Source organism: Pedobacter sp. MC2016-14 (genome assembly GCF_020991475.1).
Lineage (GTDB): Bacteria > Bacteroidota > Bacteroidia > Sphingobacteriales > Sphingobacteriaceae > Pedobacter.
This window is the reverse complement of record NZ_JAJMPA010000001.1, coordinates 1,206,544-1,226,787: the sequence shown is the minus strand read 5'-3', so window position 1 is coordinate 1,226,787 and position 20,244 is coordinate 1,206,544. Positions and strand designations below refer to the sequence as shown.

12 protein-coding genes are annotated in these 20,244 nt (G+C 42.4%); all 12 read right to left on the bottom strand.

From position 1 onward, the window contains the following. Positions 1 to 3: 3 nt before the first annotated feature. Positions 4 to 3,213, bottom strand: a complete 3,210-nt coding sequence (locus LPB86_RS05130) for a TonB-dependent receptor (protein WP_230641585.1) — start codon at positions 3,211 to 3,213, stop codon at positions 4 to 6. A gap of 258 nt (positions 3,214 to 3,471) precedes the next feature. Continuing rightward, positions 3,472 to 4,608 carry a FecR family protein gene (locus LPB86_RS05125; protein ID WP_230641584.1) on the bottom strand — a complete coding sequence of 379 codons (1,137 nt, stop codon included), beginning with the start codon at positions 4,606 to 4,608 and terminating at the stop codon, positions 3,472 to 3,474. 72 nt (positions 4,609 to 4,680) lie between these two features. Further along, positions 4,681 to 5,274, bottom strand: a complete 594-nt coding sequence (locus LPB86_RS05120) for an RNA polymerase sigma factor (protein ID WP_230641583.1) — start codon at positions 5,272 to 5,274, stop codon at positions 4,681 to 4,683. A 279-nt stretch (positions 5,275 to 5,553) separates the two neighbouring features. Continuing rightward, positions 5,554 to 6,120, bottom strand: a complete 567-nt coding sequence (locus LPB86_RS05115) for a TlpA disulfide reductase family protein (protein WP_230641582.1) — start codon at positions 6,118 to 6,120, stop codon at positions 5,554 to 5,556. A 30-nt stretch (positions 6,121 to 6,150) separates the two neighbouring features. Then, complete coding sequence (locus tag LPB86_RS05110) at positions 6,151 to 7,686, bottom strand: S8 family serine peptidase (RefSeq protein WP_230641581.1); 1,536 nt, start codon at positions 7,684 to 7,686, stop codon at positions 6,151 to 6,153. Positions 7,687 to 7,694: 8 nt separating this feature from the next. After that, positions 7,695 to 8,855 carry a DUF4369 domain-containing protein gene (locus LPB86_RS05105; protein WP_230641580.1) on the bottom strand — a complete coding sequence of 387 codons (1,161 nt, stop codon included), beginning with the start codon at positions 8,853 to 8,855 and terminating at the stop codon, positions 7,695 to 7,697. Positions 8,856 to 9,033: 178 nt separating this feature from the next. Next, entirely contained in the window at positions 9,034 to 10,473 is a 1,440-nt protein-coding gene (locus tag LPB86_RS05100) for a RagB/SusD family nutrient uptake outer membrane protein (protein ID WP_230641579.1), read from the bottom strand. A gap of 12 nt (positions 10,474 to 10,485) precedes the next feature. Then, positions 10,486 to 14,061, bottom strand: a complete 3,576-nt coding sequence (locus LPB86_RS05095; protein ID WP_230641578.1) for a SusC/RagA family TonB-linked outer membrane protein — start codon at positions 14,059 to 14,061, stop codon at positions 10,486 to 10,488. A gap of 116 nt (positions 14,062 to 14,177) precedes the next feature. After that, positions 14,178 to 15,335, bottom strand: a complete 1,158-nt coding sequence (locus LPB86_RS05090; RefSeq protein WP_230641577.1) for a FecR family protein — start codon at positions 15,333 to 15,335, stop codon at positions 14,178 to 14,180. A 42-nt stretch (positions 15,336 to 15,377) separates the two neighbouring features. Then, positions 15,378 to 15,968, bottom strand: a complete 591-nt coding sequence (locus tag LPB86_RS05085; protein WP_230641576.1) for an RNA polymerase sigma factor — start codon at positions 15,966 to 15,968, stop codon at positions 15,378 to 15,380. Positions 15,969 to 16,108: 140 nt separating this feature from the next. Next, positions 16,109 to 17,119: a DUF6268 family outer membrane beta-barrel protein gene (locus LPB86_RS05080; protein WP_230641575.1), complete on the bottom strand. Its 1,011-nt coding sequence runs from the start codon at positions 17,117 to 17,119 to the stop codon at positions 16,109 to 16,111. Between the two features lie 30 nt (positions 17,120 to 17,149). Then, positions 17,150 to 20,233 (bottom strand): efflux RND transporter permease subunit, encoded by a 3,084-nt coding sequence (locus tag LPB86_RS05075; protein ID WP_230641574.1) that lies wholly within the window; start codon positions 20,231 to 20,233, stop codon positions 17,150 to 17,152. Positions 20,234 to 20,244: the final 11 nt, after the last annotated feature.

Below are 20,244 nucleotides of genomic sequence, written 5' to 3'. Positions count from 1 at the left end.
GAATTAAAATGAAACTTGCAAACCTGCTGTATATACGCTAAGCGGCGGTAGTACTACGCCTTTTGTTTCCGGGTCAAAACCATCGTAATTGGTGATCGTAAACAAATTTTGCCCCTGTACGTACACAGAAACATTTCTTACTTTGATGTTTTTCAACAACGTGCCCAGGTTATAACGTATGGCTACATTTTTTAAACGGATGTAAGAGGCATCTCCCCAATTTGCCGAAGACAAACGCCAATTATTATAGGCTGTATTGGCAGCAGTTGTACCTGCAGTAGCAACTGGAATTGATGTGAGCTGTCCCGGAGTTGTCCAGCGGTCTAAAGCACTAACGTCTTTATTGATCCTGGAACCGTAGGCGGTAGACAAAGTTCCATAATTTAACAATGGACCTTGTTGTTCTGCAAACTGAAATAAGAAATCAAGACTCAGGTTTTTGTAAGTAAAACTGTTTTGCAGGCCCCCAAAAAACTTAGGATTTATATTTCCAATAGGCACCATATCAAGCGTATTTATTGTACCGCTGTTATCGGTATCTACAAAAGTTGGAATCCCGTTTTGTGGATTAATTCCTGTGCTTACATAGCCGGTTACCACGTTAATAGGTTGCCCGATGTAATAGGTTCTTGCAAATGAGGTATTGGCTAAGCCAGGGTAGTCAATAAGTTTGTTTCTGGAGATTGTTAAGTTAAAACTTGAATTCCATTTAAAATCTTCTTTACGGATGTTCACCGAAGTTAGTTCAAATTCAAATCCTTTATTTTGCAATTTTGCAGGTAAGTTGGCCGTATATGCAGTATAGCCCGACTGTGAAGACAAAGGATAAATAATCAAGGCATCTGTTGTGATGTTACGGTAGAAGTTCGCCGTAAAAAGAATGCGGTCTTTTACAAAGCCCAACTCTATTGCTGCATCCATTTTACGGGTAGATTCCCAATGGAAATCTTCATTGGCAAAGCGACTTGGAGTTAAGCCGGCTACACCGCCATAAGTAAAGTCTGTTGCCCTCCAGCTGTCATAATATCCATAATTGCCAATCTGGTCGTTACCTACTGTACCATAACTAGCCCTTAGCTTACCTGAACTTAAAAAAGAAAAATGGTCTTTTACAAAATCTTCATTGGTAAACAACCAGGCTGCTCCTACCGACCCAAAGTTTCCATATCTCCTACCCGGACCGAACCTACTGGAACCATCTCTCCGGAAGCTCCCATTTAAAATATATTTTCCATCCCAGTTGTAGGTAGCCCTTCCAAAAACAGACACATATTTGTAATCGGAATGGCTATATACATTTGTAAGCTTTGCCGCCGCACTTGGGTTATCCAACTGGCTGTCGTTTACGTAGTCTGATCCTGCCAAATAAAGTCCATCATATACATTAGTTTGATAAGTTCCACCAGCTAAAAGTTTCAGCTCAGCCTTGCTAAGTTTAACTTCATAATCCAGTTGTGGCTCAATGTTGTAAATTGTAGAAGAAGTATTGCCGTAATAAGCCTCGCTGCTGCTGTATAAAGTAGGATTGTAAGTAGCCTGTGGCTGGGTCCTGGTTTGCTTCATGGATTGCTTATTATAGCCAAGATTTACCTGTGCACTCAACCCCTTAAAAATGTTATACTTTGTAGTTACGTTACCAATTAAATTTTGTGTGGTAGCAAGGTAGGTACGCTCTAAATAGGCCATCGGGTTTTGTCCGCTGGCTGGCCAATAAAAAGAACCATCAGCGTTGTATACAGGATAGTTTGGCGAGGTATTGTAATACTGCGTCACATCGGTCGGCATCGATTGGTTCTGATCACCAACATATTTTACAGACACATTAAAATTCAGCTTGTTATCGGCAGACTTGTGGTTGACGCTAGAATTAACCGCTCCCCGGTTATAACCCTGGTCGCCGGGAACCACTGTGGTTTCATTACGATAGGTGCCGCTGAACAGGAAATTGGTTTGCTCGGAACCACCAGATAAAGACAATTGGGCTTCCGTCATTTTAGCGGTGTTGCCAATTAATTTGTCTACCCAGTTGTTGTCTGTTTCTGTTCCCCAGGTTGGAAACAAATCTGGGGAACTACTTTCAACAGGGGTTGTACCATCATTTTTAAAAGCTTCCCTTCTTAAGGCCAGGTACTGCTCTGTACTTAACATTTCTACTTTATGATTTACAAAAGAAATCCCCGAATAAACATTTGCATCGACAGTTGTTTTACCGCTTTTGCCTTGTTTTGTGGTGATTAAAATGACACCATTTGCACCCCTGGAGCCAAATATAGCGGTGGCATCAGCATCTTTTAGTATATCAATCCTGTCAATATCAGAGGGGTTGATGCTATTTAATGGATTTGTATTCCCATTTGCCCCGTTAAACTGATTTAGAGATGTGGAATTGAAAGGAATTCCATCAACAACATAAAGGGGATCCCTTCCGCCAGTGATGGAACTGATTCCACGCAAACGCACCGACATTCCAGAGCCGGCGTAACCATTATTGGAACTGATATCTAAACCTGCAACCCTGCCCTGTAAAGCAGAAATAGGATTTGAAACAGGTTGATTGGCAATGTCTTTTGAAGTAATGGTAGAAACTGAACCTGTATTTGTCCGCTTGGTGGTTTTACCATAACCAATCACCACCATTCCATCCAAAGTGCCCACTTCAGGCACCAGCCGTGCAACAATGGGCTGCGTGGTATTTGCAGCAAACTCCTGTACCGCATACCCAACGTATGAAATTACGATCATGGCCTTTTCATCCACATTGGTTAACTTAAAGTAACCATTGCCATCAGAAACAACTGACCTTTTAATACCTTTTACAGTAATAGTAGCACCAGGTATTGGATTTCCATCTGAATCAATAACACGTCCGCTTACATCAATGTTCGCGAAACGTTCTACCAGTTTATCCAGAAAACTACTTTTCTTTTCTTTAATCACAACTGTTTGATCAATGATGCTAAATTCAAGTTGCTGGTTAGCCAAAGCGGCTTTTAAGGCTTCTTCGAGGTTTACATTATGGAGTTGTAAACTTACCGGCCTTGCAGTTTTGAGCACCTCATCGGCATAAACAATTTTTACCTGCGCCTGCAATTTGATTTTTGCAAGCACCTGTTCAAGTCGCGCATTTTTTTCTGACAGGCTAACGCGTTGCCCAAAACTTGCAGCGCTTACCTGCATTAATGCAGCAAAAATAAATAGGAAGATTAACCTCATAATTCTCCAGATTTGTGTGTATAACGGGCATAATTTGCCAGGCACATCACAATGAATAATATTATCCATATGTTTGTATTGATTGGGTTTCTAAACTAAACTGTTGTCATAAATTGCTTATTTAGTTGTCCGGTCTTCCGGGGTTTCGATTCGCAGTCGAAATCCCTTTTTTATCCAAACAACCTGCCTGGTTTAAGGGCCGTGCTTGTAGAGTTTTCTCATTTTTAGTGGTTTAAGGTTTGTTGATTAATTGATTATTTAGTTACTAACGATAATTTTGCTGCCTTCGATTTCAAATTTGACCCTTCCTGTACGCTCAAGGATCTTTAAAAGTTCCTCAATCTTATCATACTTTGAAATTTCACCCGTAAATGTTAGGTCCTTTATTTCATTGTTTTTATAGCTAACCTGGACATTGTACCAGCGCTCTACCCTTTTCATCAGCTCACTTAGTTTTTGGCCCTGAAATATAAAACTTCCATTTTTCCAATCTACAGCCAGGGCAGCATCAACATTGGCTACCGAAAGCTGGCCGGCACCAGATAAAACAGCTTGCTGATTGGGTTTCAGGATTTCCTCCATGCCGGATTCTTCAGCAATCTTAACACTACCCTCCAATAAAGTGGTTTTGATACTGCTTTCACCTTTGTAAGCATTGACATTAAAATGAGTTCCTAAAACAATTATTTCTTGCTTAGGCGTTGCTGCACTTTTCTCTGTTGTGACTACGAAAGGTTGCGATTTATTTTTAAAAACTTCAAAATATGCTTCACCTTCCAGAACTACAGTACGCTGGTTTGATGCTGCAAAAGTAGAAGGGAATTTTAGTGTGCTGGCTGCATTAAGCCAAACTTTAGTCCCATCCTGCAGTAAGATCATGTAGGTTTGGCCCCTTGATGTAGTTGCCTTCATCGCTACCGTTCCTGCATCGGCTATGTCATTCTTATTTTCAGCATTAAAAACAGAAGAACCATCTTGATAGGTCAATGATCCTGGAGCAACTTTTACGCCCTTCTGCGCATCACTTAATTGAATGACTTTTCCGTTTGGTAGGGTTAGGGTTGCGCCATTGGTACCGGAACTGATTTCATTATTGGCAAACCTGGTGTCGATGGTGTCCTCTACCGGATTGTAAAAGAAAAGTATGCCGAATACAACAGCCAGAAAAACGGCTGCCGCAATTGCAATTTTAGGCCATAAGCGGCGGCGTACTGCAGGTACAGTAAGCAATTCCTCTACTGCAAAGTTCTGTTCAGCCTCGTCCATAGCACGGGAAAGTTCCTGATCAAGCTTGCCCTGTTTTGCCAATTCTACAAAAACTTCCAATTCCTCATCGCTCAATAGCTTCGCCACATAACGTTCAACCAGTTGTTTGTAGAATGCTTTTTGTTCCATAATGAATGCCTTTCAAAGACTAAGACAATATTTACGGCCACATAGGGTAGCAAAAAAGAGAAAAAAATAAATTTATTTAAAAAGCACCACCAGAAGAAGGCTCAAGGAGATCCCAAGATCCTTTTCTACCGAACTACTGAGCACTTTCATGGTAGCAACCATATGATTTTTGATCGCATTTCTTGAAATGCCTAAAATTACCGCTGCCTCATCATAAGTTTTTCCCTGCTCTCTGCAGAGTTTAAAAATTTCCCGGCTTCGCGCAGGTAAAGTGGAGAGCTGCTGCTGTAAAAAATGAGCATATTCCTTGCTGATCAAATCTTCTTCTACGCTCTTTCGTTCATCTACGTAGGCATTGATCACTACCCCCATCGCAGCCTCAGAACGTAATGCTTTTTTTAAACTGTTTAACGTGTGGTTTTTTGCGGTAATTAACAGATAAGCTTTAATTGAACGTACTTCGCTTAGTTTGTCCCCACTTTCCCAAATCTTAACAAATACTTCCTGCGTAAGGTCATCTGCCATTTGAGCGGAATGAACAAATTTTTTAATCAGCAGGTAGATGTTTGTTTTATAGCGTTTGTAAATTTCAGCAAAGGCATACTCGTCTGATTCAGCAAGTCTGCTGGTCAATTCCTGATCTGTATATGAGCTATAGGCAGCCATTGTTCTAGAGTATTCCTATTGCTAATGTAGGAAAATTTAGATAAGCCGCCATAGATGCGCCGCAGTTCTGACAAATCTATTATAAGCCATTCAGGCATGCCTTTAGCTAAAAAACAAACTGAATATGATCTGTATTGACAGTTTCTTCCCTCGGTAGTATAACATTTAACTGCTTTTATCGGTTCCAGCCATGAAATCACATGATAAAAGAGTTTGCTCCACAGCATTATGGAGCAAACCCTTTCTTACGATAGGGGTATGCTGCTTAGCTTAACTAAATTAGTTGTTAACTTTCTTAACCAGCTTTGCTGCTGCCGAAATCGTAAATTTCCGATCAACGATCAGCTGTAACACCTCATCATTAAGTTGTGTGGGATCAGTCATCCACAGCAAGGTGTTGTTTTGGATGATAAAAGTGCGGGGGATACCGAACGTACCCGTGGGCTTTGCCAATTTCTTATCAAAATCACTGGTCGACTGCGCTCCGGCATATGCAATGCTGAAACTCATCATTTTTTCATTAGCGGCTATAAAGGCTTTTACCTTTTCCAGATCTTCTTCCCAAACATCCTGGGCGATGAAAACAATCTGATCTTTAAATTTTCCATGAAGCTCGCTCAGGTGGGGCATTGCCGCAACGCAGGGTTTGCACCAGGTTGCCCACAATTCGATCAGGTAGGTTTTATCTTTATCAAGTTTGGTCAGCGATGCTCCCTTTAACCAGGTTACATTTGGATATTCATCTACGGTATCATTTACATCCAGGTATTTTGCCTGAGCTGAGCTTTGTAAATTACAAAACAGCAACACTAGCATTCCAGCCATTGTGATCCTTATTGTTTTCATTTTTTATAAACTTAAATTAAATAATAGATTTTATTTATATGTTGCCGCAAGCTTCAAGGCTTCATAAGCATTGACCACTCCTCCGCTTACGCAAACCTCTGCAAACGGCACCATTACCTGCGCTCCTTTTTTTACCACCTTTACCGTATGGTTTACTTTAACCACAGAGGCCATGATAATCTCTTTAACCTGAACAGCATTGAGCCTTGGATAGTAAGACCTGATCAATGCAGCCAGTCCACTTACTACTGGCGCTGCCATGCTGGTCCCGTCCATGAACTGATAAGCAGAATTTGGGACCGCGGAATAAATGCCTACACCAGGGGCAAAAACATCGACCATGGTTTTACCGAAATTTGAAAATCTGGCGACCAGGCTTTCATCATTATTAGGACCACTGGCACCTACATTTAACCATGCCTGAGCTGATCCGCTGCCATCAGCATACCATTTATTCGGAAAATAATTCCCTTCACCATCCAGGTCTACAGATTCATTTCCTGCCGCATGCACAAGCAAAACATCTTTAGCCATTGCATATTTCAGTGCCTCATCTACGCGGCTTTTATTTGGAGAATAGGGTTTCCCGAAGCTCATATTGATGACCTTAGCACCCTGATCTACTGCGTAAATAATGGCGTTGGCCACATCTTTATCGCGCTCATCCCCATTTGGAACCGCACGAATATTAAGAATTTTAACATGGTCTGCAACACCGTTGAGGCCGATTCCGTTGTTTCTTACCGCAGCGATAATACCAGATACATGCGAACCATGCTTTGCATCGGGGCCCATCACATCTGCCGTTCCATAATTACGTTGTGTCAAGTCCTGAATATCATCACCTACAATGTCCCTTGGATTATAACTAAGGTTTAAAGTATAATCTAGTTCATCCTTAAAATGATGAGCATCAGCTTCCAATTGATTCCTTAATTTAGAAATTGCGTGATCTTCTTTTTTGATGCCGTTAAGTGCCATTGCCTTAATGGAAGTTTGCACAGAAGTTTCCGGAATATAGGCCATAAATTCTGTAAGGGAAGGGTCCGTTTTACCGAGGTTATGGAGGATGGTGTCCAGCACTTTCCTGAATTCATTAATGTTTGCAAACATGCCCCTTGCACGCTGTAACTTTTTAAGATAGACCAAACGCTGCATTTTGTATAGCGCAAGTCCGCTGGTATCTTCAGGAAGGTCGTTAAGATCTCCAAAGCGCTCTTTTCCCGCAGCTACCATACGGGTCAGTTCTAGTCTTTCATTATTGAGGTTACCTTTGGCCGAGCCCAGGAAACTCCATCCCCACTTTTGCTTCTGGTGCCACAGCACAGGTTGCAAATCCTGGTGGGCGGTATCTACCCCCCCATCAATTACAGCAACGAGAACCTCCTTTGCTTTTTTTCCTTTTAGCAACTCTGCGTAAGCTTTATCCGTACTAATCCCAAAAATACCATCGGCTTTCAAATCCATATGCTGCCAGTTCATTTTTTGAGCATCGTCAGGCCCTTGCGCACTACTTTTAGTGGCAAGGCACAACAGCAGTCCAACGACGGCTGTTGTACTTAACATCCATTTCATTATTTACCCAGGCCTTTGTTGATATCAGCAACAGGATCTTTATACAAATCAATTGCACGGATCAGGATTTTACCTTCCGGAGAGATCAGATAAGCATGAATGCCAGCCTCTCCACATATTCCATAGGCCTTCATTACCTCGCTTTTATCTTTACTGCTGTAGTTGCCAAGCATAGCCACATCTTTAACGTTGATGATATTTGCCGTTCTAAGTGCAGTCTCATCCAGCACATCTTTCCAGTTGTACACACTGTTTGGGGTATCGTAATAAACCGAAAGGATGACCAGATTTTCATCTTTAAATTGCCTGCTGATTCTGTTCATGGCAAAACTTACAGGTTCAAAAGGCACATAGTTTCTTGCCCAGAAAAACAAAACCACATTTTTCCCTTTTAAAGAAGCCAATGAAACTGGCTGCCCGGCTTCATTATTGAGTGTGAAATTTGGCGCAATATTGCCTGGAAGTAATTTCTTGGCCGTTGTAAGCTTTTCGGTCACTACTTTTCCCTCTACAGTATTTCTCATCCGGGCAGAAAAGGCATTGAACTCAGGTTCTAATTTTGCTGGATCTATAAATGCTTCTGTTCTCCTAAGCCATAAGCTAAATGCCACATAACTATCCGGATGCGACTTGATAAATGCCTCTTGGGCAGCTTGTCTTTCACCTTTTAAAGCCATGTACTTTGTGCCAAGCTCCTTTAACTTTTCCTGATTGTCTTCTTCCTTTGCTTTGGCAATTTCTTTATCCAGCGCATTTCCTTTTACAGCGATGGGCTTATATGCATCCATCAATGTGCTGAAATCAGTCATGGAAGGCCCTCCTTTAATAGTTGCCGATGACACACCTCCATTTCCGCTAATGTTCATCTCTGCAGGCTCCAGATAGATTTCACGATAGTCTCCTTTTACATCTTTACTGCTGGGATTAAAAACAAGGTATGCATACACAGGTTCTGCAACCGGGCCTTTAAAGGAAAATTTACCCTCTGTAAGCGCTACAGAATCTACGAATTCTTTATCGTTAGCCACATATTTTAAAGTCATCATGCCTTTCTGGTCTTTTCCTAGTTGTCCGTTAATGCTGAAGGTTCTTTGAGCTGAAAGTGTAAGCGGGGCAATAAATAATGCCGCCAATGCGTATATTTTTGAAAAGTTTTTCATCTGTTTAAATTTGCTTTTTTGCTGTTATGAAGCTATCAGATTTATTCATCCCAAGTGTGGTTGATAAATCATGATGGTTTCATCTGTTTAAATTTGCTTTTTTATTGTGATGAAGCCGTCATGGTCCTAATCAATTTTAATGATCTTGACGGCTTCTTATTGTTTTGTTATATTTTAATTAAGGATTATCTCTCATTTCCGGATTGTACTCCAGAATGGTTTGGGGGATCCTGAGGGTTAAGCGAACAGGACGAAGCGTGATGGTTTTAGTTACCGTTTCCCCATCGGCAGCATAAATGAAATGCCTGGAAATTTGATTTTCAAAAATAGGATCTACCGATAACCTGCGCATGTCCAACCACCTTTGTCCTTCCCCTGCATATTCGCGCTGGCGTTCATCAATGATAAACCTGATCAAATCAGTTTGTGAACCAATTGTAGCAGGCACCGCAGAATCAGCAAAAGGCATCCGGTTTTCCCTTAAACGTTGTACATCTGCACGGGCACCTGTTAAGTCATTTAACCGGGCCTTTACTTCTGCGCGCATCAAGATCAAGTCTGACAGTTCGATGCCCAGATGAGAAAATTGAGCAGCAGATTTAACCCTTAACTCACCCGGTACAGCAGTCTGATCAGAACGGGTTCTACCGTAAAAATTAAGCCTCAGGTCTGAGGGCTCGTATAAGGACATCACGGCGGGTGACATAACTACTCCATTTGAATTTGGATAAATGTACTGGGTTTTAAGAAGAATGGATTCCTGGTTTTTAGAAACATTACTGCCCGGGTAATCGGGGCCCAAATATCCAAAAGGCCTAAATGCGCCTGTTTCGGAAAAAGCATCATTATAGTTGTAAAGTGAGGCTATTGAAGGGTCATTTTCAAGATCAGCAAAGGCACTGTTAAATTGAGGAAGGGCGTCCTGATACTGGCCCATAAAAAGGTATACCTTTCCTAAAAGGGTTGTGGCCGCGGGGCGCGACAGCCGTGTTACAAAAACACTCTTAGCAGGAAGATTGGGTATAGCCGTTTTAAGATCGGCAATGATAGCCGCATACACCTCCGCAACCGAATTCCTGATATAGTTGGTTGCATTGACATTTGCCTGCGTAATGATTGGAAATCCGGGATCCTGTGCTGCGGTAGCTGCCTTGTAGGGTTTACCATAACGGTTAATCAGATCAAAATTAATCCATGCCCTGGTGGCTAGGGCTTCTGCCTGCAGCCTTTTGCGCTGCAGCTCTGAACCATCTGTAATGGAAATAACCTCATTGATGATTTTATTACAGATGTACAGGTTTTGCAGTTGAACAGCGGTATAGACATCATCCTGCCCCTCTGTCTGGATCACATCTTCCCAACCAAAAGAACGTTGGGTATTGAGGTCGGTATTCTGATACCTGGCTTGCTCTGCTCCAATATCATCACCCATAATGAGGTAATTGTTATTGGAATTTAAACTGTAAAAACTAGTATTGTTCATTAGCTGGTCATAGTCACTTACAGTGGTAGCAACAGCCTTACCTTTTGGCACAATATCCAGGAACCCCTTTTTACAGGAACTTAGCAGGAGCACCATTACCAGCAATCCTGAAATTTTATAAACTATTGTTTTCATTGTCTTCATGGTTTAAAAGGTGATACTGGTACTAATACTGTAGGAATGATTGTAGGGGGCTAAAATCCTTTGACCCGAGGTAAGGTCGTGAAATTCGGGATCAATGCCCCTGTTGTTGGCTTTCCAAACCATAAAATTGGTGGCCTGCAATGCAATATTGGCAGTTTTTACTTTTATTTTTCTTAAAAATAACTCGGGTAAACGATAAGAAAGCGTAATGTCCCTTATTTTAGCATATGCCGCGCTAACTACATTGACATCACCCTGTGTGTAGTATTCTACAGATCTGTTATAGGTTTCATAACCTGGTATATACCTGGGGATATTGGTAAAAGCCTCATCTCCTGCTTTTTTCCAGCGGTTAAGGAAGTCGACATTTAAGTTCCCCTCGTAACTATCCTGACTTGCGGAAATCCTTCCGGTATAGGTACGGTTTACATCTGCCCTCATTACATTTCCGAGATTGAATACCATGTTTGCGGCTAATGAAAAGGCTTTGTAAGAGAAAGTATTACCAAAGCCGCCGGTATATTTAGGAATGGTAGAACCACTGTACACCAAATCTTCTACCTTTTCTGCGTAAGGTGTACTGTTCAACGTTCCATCTGCCAGTCTGATCATTGGATCCCCTTCGCTGTTTAAACCTGCATAAGCATACGAAAACAGGGGTTGGAGCTCGTACCCTACCAGGTATTGCAAACTTTGCAATCTGCTGCTGGCATTGTTGGCCCTTGGGTCTTGTTTGGAATACGACAGTAGTTTATTCTTGTTATAAGCCATGTTAAAGCTTGATGCCCAGCTAAAATCTTTAGACTTGATGTTGATGCTACGGAGACTGAGCTCGACACCTTTATTATCCATGTTTCCGATATTACCGAAACCATCAGGGAAGCCATTTAGGGGGTTAATCCTTATGGTCCCCAACAAATCAGTTGTTTTTTTGTGATAGGCATCTAAGCCCCCGCCAAACCTGGCTCCAAAAAATGAAAAGTCAAGTCCGATATTGGTAGTAGCGGTAGACTCCCAGCTCAGCTTATCGTTTTTTGGCGAGAGGTTAGCATACATTCCGGCGAGGGGCGTTGACATGAAAAAGGGCGTCAATAAAATATCGTACTGACTGGCCCCCACGGCAGCAGGCGAGTTTCCGGTGATCCCGTAAGTTACCCTTAACGAAAGGCCATCTACCCATTTCAGCGTTTCCATAAAACGCTCTTTCTGAATGTTCCATTTACCGCCAATGCTATAGGTTGGCTTATTTTGGGCAGATTTATCAGAACCAAACAAAGCGCTATGGTCTACCCTCCAGCTACCATCAAAACTGTACTTCCTTTCAAAGGTATAATTGAGTAAGGCGAAATAGGAGTTGAACCGGCTTTGGGTTTCATAAAACGACGTAGCAACGGTACTGGATATATAGGTACCTCCGGTAACGGTATTGGGCAGATAAACATTATTTAATGTAGGCGTGAAATACTTTTGCAGCTGTTCATCGTAACCCAGAAATCTTGTTGTCGTATTTCTGCCCAATTGCTCACGCGCCTCATGCCCCAGTTGCAGGTTAAGCTGATCTTTACCTGTTCTGAATAGCGTAGAATAAACCAGTTGGTTCCTAAGTGTCCAGTTGCGCTCCTCATAATTACTCTCTAAGTAGGTCCCGCCGGTAGTTGGCAAATAGTATACCGGGATAGAGCTTGCTGTAGGTGCTACCGTCATTCCAACCAGGTCCCTGCGCAGCCTGTAGTTGCTGTGGTCTGTGTAATCTTTACGTTTTCCAGGTGCGTTCTGGATGCCATAGTTGCCCTGAAAGTTTAAACCCTTTAACAATTTTAGCTGAACACCTCCGGCAACGTTGAGGTGAAGATTATTGACATTGATTTTTTTAGTATAAAGATCATCCAGCGGGCTAAAATCTAAACTGATCTTGCTTCGCTGTTCATAGTCGCTCCTGATTTCAGGAGAGAGGCCTTGCAGGTAAGCCAGGGATACATTTGCCCCATTATTGTCCTGAAAGAGTTGATAAGGGAGAAAATTACCATTAATTTCCCTTGAATTGGCGGCTTTATCAGCACTGTAACCCAGTGTGGCCGACAAATTGAGCTTAATCCTTTTAATGGGGTTATACTCCTGGTTAAGCATCATGCGGTAAGTCTTGTTCCCGGCACCAATAGCCGAGGAATTTGCGGAAGTGTAGGCCGCTGAGGTATAAAAGGAATAAATATTTGTACCCCCGGAGATGGAAACTGTATGGTTTTGGGTCGTGGCATTTTGGTACAACAGGTCTTTGAGCTCACTGCTGTTGTTGATGGCAGAAAGGCTGTCTAAGCCCCTGTTCAACTGCCCTTCGTTTATTTTACCGAGCTGATGATCATAAAGGAGCTGTTCATGCGGGGCAACCACATCGTAAGCCAGCTGCTCATACGGAAACTGGTTTGCATCAAAAACTTCGCGCGCGGCCTCAATAAACTGTGCACTGTTCATTTGTTTGTTATGCGACAGTACAGGTTTACCCTGAAAGTTAAAGAAGCCATTGTAACTGATATTCAGGCTTGCGTTTTTTAATGCCTTCTTTGTATTGATTACAACAACGCCATTAGATGCCCTTGCACCCCAAATGGCTGCCGCAGCAGCGTCCTTAAGCACGGTTACATCCTCAATATCATCAGGGTTAAACTGGTTAATATTGGTAACCGGCACGCCATCCACCACATACAAAGGATTGGTATTAAGCGAAATACTGGAACCACCTCTAATGGTTACGTTCTGCGTAGTCTTACCGTTCGGAATCCCTGCATCTGAAGCCCCCGCACCATTAAAACCCTTTTTTACCAGCAGGCCAGGAACCAGTCCTTCCAATCGGTTTGCAATATCCATAGTACCAACACGGTTTTTAAAAATTTCCATGTCCGGTTTTGCAAATGAGCCTGTTGCGCGCACCTTATCAATATTTTGATAACCGGTAGAAACCACCGCTACACCAGCAAGGTTATTTATTGCCGGTGTCATGGTAAGCTGAAGATCATTTTGGCCAGTAAGCGGTACCATTTTCCGCTCGTAGGCAATGTGCGAAACGACCAGCGTACCCCCTACCGACATTTCACGGATTAAGAATTTACCTTCACTATCTGACATGGATTGTTGACCCGAGCCCTCTATACCCACAGATGCGCCGATTACAGGATTGCCACTTTCATCACGTATGGTTCCTCTGATTCCGGAAGGAACTTCGGTTAGCCCAACATTGCTGCGGGTGGTTACTTTACGGGTGAGGGCAACCGAATTTTTACGGATGGTGTACGTAAGCGGCTGATCTTTAAAAATCTGCTGCAGCACAAAGTTAAGCTCTGCATTGTTTACTTTAATGGTAACAGGCTTAGCTTCGGCCAGCATACTTGTGGTGACAATAAAGCCCACGCCAGTTTGGCTTTTGATCTTTTTAATAATGCTTTTTAGAGGAACATTAACCTCATTTAGGGTAATCCGCTTTTGCTGCGCAAAGCTGAGTGTACTGACATGAAGAAAAATCATGAACAGGAACAGGGCTAAGCCACCAGCGGGAAAACGCTTTCTGTTGATGTATTTTTTGTACATTTGAGTTTTAGTTTGGTTTGTTGATAGTTGTTATGCAATGATTTATTGATCTTTCCAAACGCTGTCAGTTCCGATGTCCGTCGGGACTGACTTTATTCAGATGACCGTTTTCTGGTTTACTTAGTTACGATAATCTTCCTCCCTTCTATTTTAAAGTGAACGGCACCTGTTAATTCCAAAAGTTCTAAAACCTCTGTGATGTCTTTTTCCTTAAACGCAGTTCCTTCAAACTCTTCTTTGGTTGGAGGCCCTTTAAACTCAACCTCTACATTGTACCATCTGGAGAGGAGCCTCATAATTTCATCAATTGGCTGGCCCGTGAATACAAATTCTCCATTTTTCCAGGCTACTGCAGATTCCAGATCCGCTTTTGAGATGCTGAGCTGATTTTCCCGGGTACTGGCTTGCTCTCCGGGGACAAGCATTTTTTGGGTTCCGGCACTAAACACCTTTACAGAACCTTCAAGTAAAGTAGTTCGTGTCACATTTTCATCTGCATAGGCATTTATGTTAAAATGCGTACCCAAAACCTGAATCTGCTGGGTTGCAGTTTTCACAATAAAAGGATGCGCCTTATCTTTCGCAACGTCAAAGTATCCTTCACCGATAAGCTCAACCCGTCGCTCTCCTGCCGCATTTAGTGAAGTAGCGTAACTCAGCTTTGAATCTGCATTTAACTGAACCACCGTCCCATCGGGAAGGCGTACCTGATAAGTCTCCCCTTTGGCTGTGGTGAGCGTGTTGAACATTCCGGATGTTCCCGTACCTGCATCCTTGATTTGATATATTAAACTTCCATCTGCAGATTTTATGATTTCAATACCAGCTTCATTAGCCAGCTTACCTTTACTGGCATCAGAAAGTTTGATTTGTTTACCACTAGCTAGTGTAAGCGTTGCGCCCTGCTTTCCAGGCACAATAGCATAAGCTGGTTGCATTGTTTGCGCGGACTGAAAACTGCGGTAGAACAATCCTGCAGCAAAAACAACTATTAACACAGCGGCGGCAGCCACTATCTTATGTATGAATTTTAACCTGCGGGTTTTTGGACGTGGATGGCTAAGGATAAAATCAACTTGCGCCTGCTCCGCTTCTATGCCCATTTTATGTACCTCTTCGTGTTTTAGCTCCTCCCAGATTTTGTTAAAAACAACTTCAAAATGGCTATCAAACTCTTGCGAATTCGCCAGCATGCCCAGTTCTTCCAGTTCCAGCGCTGTTAAACTGTTGCTTTGGTACCTGTCATATAAATAACTAATTCTTTTGGTGTCCATATTATAGAAACACCGCCCGGCCTGGCTAAGGGTGACAAGGTTTTAAAATATTTTAAACAATATAATTAATGCTGCAATATCGCCTCTGTCTTTCATGTAAATGCGCAAGGTTGCCAGGGCCCTTTTCATATGTGTTTTTACTGTATTTACAGAAATATTCATTTGCGCTGCTACTTCTTCATATTTTAAGCCCTGCTGGTGGCAGAGTGTGTAAATTTCACGCTGTTGAGCGGGAAGTTTAGATACCGCATCATCCAGCAGTCTGCGGGTATCATGAAGCAGTATCGCTTCTTCAGTTTCATTATGTCCTTCACTGAAATTCCGCTCATTATGCTGATTCATTTTTCTTTCCAGTACAATTTTACGGAAAGCGTTCAGGGACTGATTCCGGGCAGCTGTACGTAACCACGCTTCAAGATGGTCTATATCATTAAACTGCTGGTTATGCTGCCAAAGCTTTAGAAAAACCTCCTGGGTAATTTCTTCAGCCAGTACGGCAGACTTTAAAATGCTTAGCGTTACGGTATAAATCTTCTTGTTAAACTTCTGGTAAACAAATTTAAAAGCAGCAGCATCCCCGGCAGCCAGCTTGCCGGGCAATTCTACTTCATCAAAAAGAGGTTTAATAGCCATATCCCTATTTTTTCATCGCTATAAATTTGAGTATTATCAACAATAATACTCAAATTTTCGAAAATAAGGCTTTAATTCCCCGCAATATATCAGAATACAAAAAAATGAAACGCTTATTCAGTCCACTAAACCATCTACCCCTACTTTTTATGTAAAAAGGGCAGCAGAGAGAAACTAAAATTAACATAGGGAACATTGCTTAATTTATTGTTCAGGAAATACTCGCTGGAGCTTTCCCTGCGGTCAAAGGCCCTTGCTGAAAGTGGGGTTAATATCCCGCCGTTTATTCCAAAAATCATCTTTTTACCCACTCTGTATTCTACGCCTAACCCAGATTTTAGATCAATAGTGGTATAATTTGCATCCCTTGGGAGATTGGCCTGGTTCAATTCAAAGAAGGCAAGCGAACCCGATAAAGAAGTTCCTAAAGTAGCCCAGAAGCGATCTGAAAAAGCTCTTCTAAGCCCAAAACTGTTTGGCAGCGTTACATTCAACTCTATTTTATTTTGAAACTTATGCCAGTAGCTGAAAATTAAAAAAGCAGGAATTTTTAAGGAGGGATCTATATTAACCACTACACCTGCTGCATACCTTGTTGTGGCAGTTTGTTTTAAGGGAAATACTGCAGTACCCAAAAAGCTCAGCCTTTTTACCTCGGCCAGATCGTTGGTAACACCGGTAGCACTCGCCATATAATATACCGCACGACCAAAAAGTAAGTCTGCCCGTGTAAACGAAGCTGTTAATCCAAAAGTGCCTTTATTAAAATCAAAGTCTTCATTGCCCAGCGTAGGACTAAAGCTTTGAACATCGCTCACATTAATTTTTTGCTGAAAAAATGTTCCTGACACCGCCAATGAATTTTTTCCCCAGGAGGCAACCGGAAGGTTCAGGTTAACTGTGGTACGGATTGTACTGGATTTCCCTTTCATTAGCGGCTCACCCATTAATTTACTCTCAATATCTCCCCGGCTAATGAGGTCAGTAGAAACCGTAACCTGCCTTAAAACAGGGTTAAGTATGGCGGCATTGTCCAGGTAAATCCTACTCAAAGAATCTTTAGTATGCTTACTTAACTCCGGTTTGGTTTGTGCCAGGCCGCAGTTAACAACAAGAAAGAACATTGCAGAAAGAACTAAGGATTTTATCATTGAAGGGTTATTTAACGTAAGATATTTCATTTATTTTTTAAATTTTAGCAGCAACCTTTCTATAATCAGGTACATTGCCGGCACCACAAATAGGGTAAGAATCATTGAACTGGTTAAACCACCAATAATTACCCAGGCCATGCCATTTTTAATTTCGGCTCCGGCACCACTGGCCAAAGCGATAGGCAGCATGCCAAGAATCATAGCCAGTGTAGTCATCAGGATTGGCCTTAACCTTTCCTTACCCGCTTCAACCAACGCTTCTTCCACAGATTTGCCTTCACTTTTTAGCTGATTGGTAAAATCGACAATCAGGATGGCATTTTTTGAAACCAGTCCCAGCAGCATAATTACCCCGATAATGGAAAATACATTGAGCGTGCCCATAGTAAGGGCAAGCGCTAATAGCGCACCAACTAACGCCACCGGAATGGAAAACAAAACTACAAAAGGGTAAACGGCATTTTCATACAAAGCCACCATAATGAGGTATACCAGCACAATGGCAATGAGCAGTGCCGTACCAAGGCTACCAAAGGCATCTGCCTGGTTTTTGGCATCACCAAGGTATTCTACAGTTACACCTTCGGGCAATTTAATTTGCGCAACTTTTGCTTTAATGTCTTCTACAACGGTTCCAGAAGGACGGCCAGACACATTAGATTCTACAGTGATGGAATTTAGGCGACTGTTGCGCTGTAACACACTTTCTCCCAAGCCCTCTTTTACCTGCGCAAACTGGCTCAATACAAAAGTTTGTCCGTCGGTGCTAGAAAAAGAAAGATTTTTAACATTGCTGATGTCAGACCGGTCATAGCTGTCCAGGCTAATCAGGATGTCATATTCATTTCCAGATTGCTTAAATTTACTATTATCGTCGCCCCGGAACGCATTTTGAAGTGCTGCACCAACCTGACTAGCATCAATACCCAGCATAGTCATCTTTTCTCTATCCAGGTTTACCTCTATCTGCTGCTTCTGGTCTTTTACAGAAAGCTCAACAAAACGTGTACCGGCGACCGTAGCAACCGCTTTTTTATATTGCTCTGCTACACTCCGGATTGCCTTTAGGTCTATCCCTTTAATGGCAATTTGAATAGGTGCCTGGCCCGCACCTGCAACCGATGTTGCCGCTGCAGTAACCTTTACACCAGACAACACTGAAGTTAGTTTTTTCTGCATCCGCTCGCCAAATTCTTCAGGTGAGATATCCCTGTCCTTTTTGTCGGTTAGCGTAATGGTAATTTCGGCCAGGTTACTGTTGTTGGCAGTACCCGCAACGCTGCCGGCAACAAAGCCCACACTAGAAAATACTTTGGTTACTTCGGGCGCTTTCATAATGAGTTTTTCTGCTTCCTGGGTAATCATATTGGTTTGATAAATGGAAGCCGAGGGGGCAAGTTCAAGGTTGATTAGCAACTCGCCCTGGTCTTGCGCAGGCATAAAGGCCCCGCCAATAAAACCAAAAGGAATGAGCGCTATGGCCCCAAAAATCAATAAGATCACCCCTGATAAAAGCCATCTTTTTTTCTTCAGTACTACCTCAAGCATATTGGCATAATCGGCTTTCAGCACATCTATAAAATGCTCAAAGCCCAGGTTCATCCGGCCCCAAAGTGTATTTGGGTTCATTTCCTCTATTTTACCAAACCTGCTGGCCAGCATAGGGGTAACTGTAAAAGAAACAAACAAACTCATTAGGGTAGAAAATACCACCACTAATGAAAATTCCTGCAGCAATGAACCTATAGTACCACCGGCAAAAGCCAGCGGAAGAAAAACCACAACATCTACAAGTGTAATGGCCAATGCCGTAAAACCAATTTCACTTCTTCCATCCAATGCAGCCTTTTCTTTGTTGGAACCCATTTCCAGATGCCTGTATATATTTTCCAACACTACAATAGAATCATCTACCAGGATCCCTACTACCAGCGACATGGCCATAAGCGTCATCAGGTTTAAAGAAAAACCAAGGAAATACATGATGATAAAAGTGGGTATAATGGATGATGGCAGCGCGACAAGCACAAACATGGAACTTCTAAAGCTGTGCAAAAAGGCCAGCATTACAATCCCTACAATAATTACAGCCAGTCCCAAATCTTCTACCACCGCATCTGCCGACTTTAATGTATAAATACTCTGATCTGACGAGATGTTAAAACTGAGCGCTTCATTTTTATAGAGCATCTGCATTTCCTCAAACTTGGCCTTTACCAGTTCACTCACATCCACCGCATTGGCATCGGTTTGTTTAATGATCTGAACGCCAATAGAAGGAATACCATTGATGTGGTTAATGGCCGTGGACTTAGCGGTGGCGTCAATGACCTCGGCAATATCTTTCAGATAAATGCTGCCCGCCTTTGGTCTGCTTAGTACAATCAGGTTTTTAATCTGATCTATAGAGGTTACGTTGGCATCAAACCTGATGGATAATTGCTGGCTCCTGGTTTCTATACTACCCGCTGGAAAAGACTGGTTGGCATTGTTCAGTACATCAGTTACCTGGCGGATGCTCATTCCGTAGGCTTTAAGTTTTTGCTGATCGATATTCACCTGGATTTGACGCTCGTCGCCACCAATAATATTTACCTGCCCTACCCCCGCAACATTTTGCAAAACCGGCAAAAGTTGCTGGTCCACAAAATCATAAAGTTCTTTAGGAGATTTTTTAGAGGTTACCCCTGCTTTGATTACCGGAGCCTCTTCCAGGTTTACCTTATTTACAAGGGGCTTATCTATACCATCAGGAAGTTCATTTTGCGCCTGATCTGCTTTCCGCTGGATGTCGCGTTCTGCTTTGTCTACATCTGTCCCGCTCTTTAGCTGGATCGTGATCTGCGAGATACCTTCCTGAGAAGTAGAATTGATTTTATCCAGGCCTTCTATAGAAGAAAAAGCATCTTCCAGTTTCCTGGTTACCGAAGTTTCTACCTCCGCAGCCGCAGCACCCGGGTATACAGTACTTACAGAAACCGTAGAAATTTCCAGTTTTGGCAGCAGGTTGTAGTTGAGCTTGAAATAGGACTGGATGCCGAAAATAAACAGCACTGTAAAAACTACGATGATTAATAAAGGCCGCTTTACGGCAATTTCTGTGATTGACATTGCTGCTTATT

Excerpts from the sequence above, each read along its gene's own strand:
- LPB86_RS05130 (WP_230641585.1), bottom strand. The coding sequence starts at position 3,213 with ATGAGGTTAATCTTCCTATTTATTTTTGCTGCATTAATGCAGGTAAGC.
- LPB86_RS05125 (WP_230641584.1), bottom strand. The coding sequence starts at position 4,608 with ATGGAACAAAAAGCATTCTACAAACAACTGGTTGAACGTTATGTGGCG.
- LPB86_RS05120 (WP_230641583.1), bottom strand. The coding sequence starts at position 5,274 with ATGGCTGCCTATAGCTCATATACAGATCAGGAATTGACCAGCAGACTT.
- LPB86_RS05115 (WP_230641582.1), bottom strand. The coding sequence starts at position 6,120 with ATGAAAACAATAAGGATCACAATGGCTGGAATGCTAGTGTTGCTGTTT.
- LPB86_RS05110 (WP_230641581.1), bottom strand. The coding sequence starts at position 7,686 with ATGTTAAGTACAACAGCCGTCGTTGGACTGCTGTTGTGCCTTGCCACT.
- LPB86_RS05105 (WP_230641580.1), bottom strand. The coding sequence starts at position 8,855 with ATGAAAAACTTTTCAAAAATATACGCATTGGCGGCATTATTTATTGCC.
- LPB86_RS05100 (WP_230641579.1), bottom strand. The coding sequence starts at position 10,473 with ATGAAAACAATAGTTTATAAAATTTCAGGATTGCTGGTAATGGTGCTC.
- LPB86_RS05095 (WP_230641578.1), bottom strand. The coding sequence starts at position 14,061 with ATGTACAAAAAATACATCAACAGAAAGCGTTTTCCCGCTGGTGGCTTA.
- LPB86_RS05090 (WP_230641577.1), bottom strand. The coding sequence starts at position 15,335 with ATGGACACCAAAAGAATTAGTTATTTATATGACAGGTACCAAAGCAAC.
- LPB86_RS05085 (WP_230641576.1), bottom strand. The coding sequence starts at position 15,968 with ATGGCTATTAAACCTCTTTTTGATGAAGTAGAATTGCCCGGCAAGCTG.
- LPB86_RS05080 (WP_230641575.1), bottom strand. The coding sequence starts at position 17,119 with ATGATAAAATCCTTAGTTCTTTCTGCAATGTTCTTTCTTGTTGTTAAC.
- LPB86_RS05075 (WP_230641574.1), bottom strand. The coding sequence starts at position 20,233 with ATGTCAATCACAGAAATTGCCGTAAAGCGGCCTTTATTAATCATCGTA.